At 77.3% G+C, this 805-nt stretch carries 1 protein-coding gene; it reads left to right on the top strand.

The annotated features are described in order from the left end of the window. A partial coding sequence (locus tag HYE82_RS36900) for an MFS transporter (protein ID WP_179178582.1) occupies nt 1-645 on the top strand: 645 nt, incomplete at its 5' end. Nucleotides 646-805 lie beyond the last annotated feature (160 nt).

Below are 805 nucleotides of genomic sequence, written 5' to 3' on the forward strand. Positions count from 1 at the left end.
CCCTCACCCCACCGCCCCGGCTTCCGCGCCGAATTCGTGGACGGCATACGCGAAGCCCGCCGCCACCCCTGGTTCCTCGCCGGACTCGCCGCCCTGGTCGCCGTCATCGCGCTCGGCTACTCCGCCACCAGCGTCGCGCTGCCGCTGATCAGCCGGGACCGGTACGGCACCGAGTGGGTCCTGGCCGCGGCCATGACCGCGTACACCCTGGGTGCGCTCGGCGGGGGCCTCGTCATGGCCCGATGGCGGTTCCGCTCCCAGGGCTGGGCGGCCTTCGCCGGGCTGGCCGCGTACGGGCTCGCCCCGCTGAGCCTGATGCTGCCCGTGCACCCGGTCGTGGTCGTCGCCGCGTACGCCGTCGCCGGGATCGGCATCGAACTGTTCAACGTGCCCTGGTTCACCGCCACCCAGCGCGAGGTCGCCCCGGACAAGCTGGCCCGGGTCTCGTCGCTGGACTTCCTCGTCTCGTACGGCTTGGCGCCGGTCGGGCTCGCGCTGATCGCCCCGGCCATCGAGCGGTTCGGGGTCACGGCCGTGCTGGCCGCGTGCGCCGCCGCCTGCTTCCTCGTGCCGGCCGCGGCGGCGGCGCTGGTCCCGACCGCCCGCCACTTCACGACGCGGCCGACCCCGCCAGCCGGGCGCTGACGACGGCGCGGGGCGGCCGGTGCGGGCGGGGCGGCCGGCGGCCACCGGGCGCGGAACCGCTGCGCGCCGCAGGCACGCCGGGCTGCCGTGAACCACGTGAACACCGGTGCCCAGCCGGGCGGGACGGGCGGCCGCCGCACTCCGGCGCCCCCGCCCTCTC

Origin of the sequence: Streptomyces sp. BR123, assembly GCF_013401435.1 — a bacterium.
Lineage (GTDB): Bacteria > Actinomycetota > Actinomycetes > Streptomycetales > Streptomycetaceae > Streptomyces.